Raw genomic sequence first — 1,469 nt, 5'->3', positions numbered from 1 at the left:
GGTTGACTAAATGAAAAACAATCTTTTTATCAATTTTTTTAATTTTTTCAATCATTTTTTGTAATAATTTAATTTTTTGTTTTAATTTGTCTATTTTTATGATTAAAATCCCCATTTACTTTTTTTATCTTTCTTTTATATGTTATCTATTATAACTCTAAAAGATTTTTTATTTAAAGAGATTTTGTTTGAAAATGTCATATCTTGAAAAAAGGGGGTTGTACGCAAATGGGGGTTCTTCTTTTTCTTTTTTTATTTGTCTTTATGATTTTGTTAGCGCTTCAGCGCATTGATGTTTTTTTAATAACAACTATTCAATACTTGGTAAGGCAGTTAATTTTAAAATTAAAATTTATTGATAAATTAAAATAGTTTTAAAAAATTAAGTTTCTAAAAAAGAAATCTTTATTATATCGATTAATAATAATGATAAAAATGATAATGCGATAATATCAAATATCGAGTATCATTATCATTATCGATATAAAATATCAAATATCACTCCTTAAATGAGTTAATCTTTATATAGGTTATTTTAAGGGGCGAACTGTTATAAAACTGTTAGTAAAGTGTTATAAATTTGTTAGTAAAGTGTTATGAAACTGTTTGTAAACTGTTATAAAACTGTTAGTCTTTTTGTTTTGAAATATATTTATACATAGGATGGATTTTTTTTTACCCGATAACCTTGTTTGGTTTTGGTTAAGAAGAATTGAAGATATTTTAAATCTTCTGGGCGATAATAGATGATATTTAGACCTTTCTTATAGTTAGTTTTGATTGGGTTATGATATTTATCTAGTTTATTGGGGTCTAATTGGTATAATTGTAGAGTTTCTAGTTTGTGAGGATTAATTTTGCCGATCAATTCTTTGATGGTGTTTTTAGATTCATTTTTATAATTGATTTGAAAGATATTATGATAAGTTTTAAGAGAGGTTAAATCTGAAAGTAATAGTTTGTTATTGCTAGAAGAAAAATTATCGTTAATTAAGGTTATTTTTGTTTGTTTAATTTCTTCTAAGATTTGAGGATCGACAAAAAGAGTTTGATTTTTTGGGCGATAATTGGCTTCTTGGTAGGTATTTTTCTTTTTAGAATGGGTTATAATGGTCAGATTGATTAAATCTTGTTTTAAAGTTTGTAAAAAGAGTTTAATTTGGTCTAAATCAGTGGGGGTGTTTTTGGCATTCCATCCACCGATTCTAATGCCTTGATCGAAGTTGTTGTTCATATTTTTGTTTTCTCCTTTCTATTGAGATTTATTAGTTTGAAAAAATAGTTCAAAAAAATGATTTTTTTAACAAATCATTTTTGACAAAGTTTTTTGTTTATTGCGTTTTTTAGGTTGTTTTGGATAATTTGAATAAAAAAACGTGCTAATTTTTAAGACCAATAATGCGAGGTTTTTGGAGGTAGTCATTTTAGGTAATGGTATAATGCAACTCAAAAAGTTAAGTGCAATTTTT

Annotated in this window: 1 pseudogene; it reads right to left on the bottom strand. The window is 24.6% G+C overall.

Going from position 1 to position 1,469, the window contains the following annotated elements:
* Nucleotides 1-627 precede the first annotated feature (627 nt).
* Nucleotides 628-1,234: pseudogene (locus RI68_RS01900) on the bottom strand (phase variable surface lipoprotein).
* Nucleotides 1,235-1,469 lie beyond the last annotated feature (235 nt).

The sequence above is a fragment of the Vaccinium witches'-broom phytoplasma str. VAC genome (assembly GCF_000309405.1).
Taxonomy (GTDB): domain Bacteria; phylum Bacillota_I; class Bacilli_A; order Acholeplasmatales; family Acholeplasmataceae; genus Phytoplasma.
Note: the sequence above shows the minus strand (reverse complement) of the source record. Positions and strands in the feature narration are given on the sequence as shown.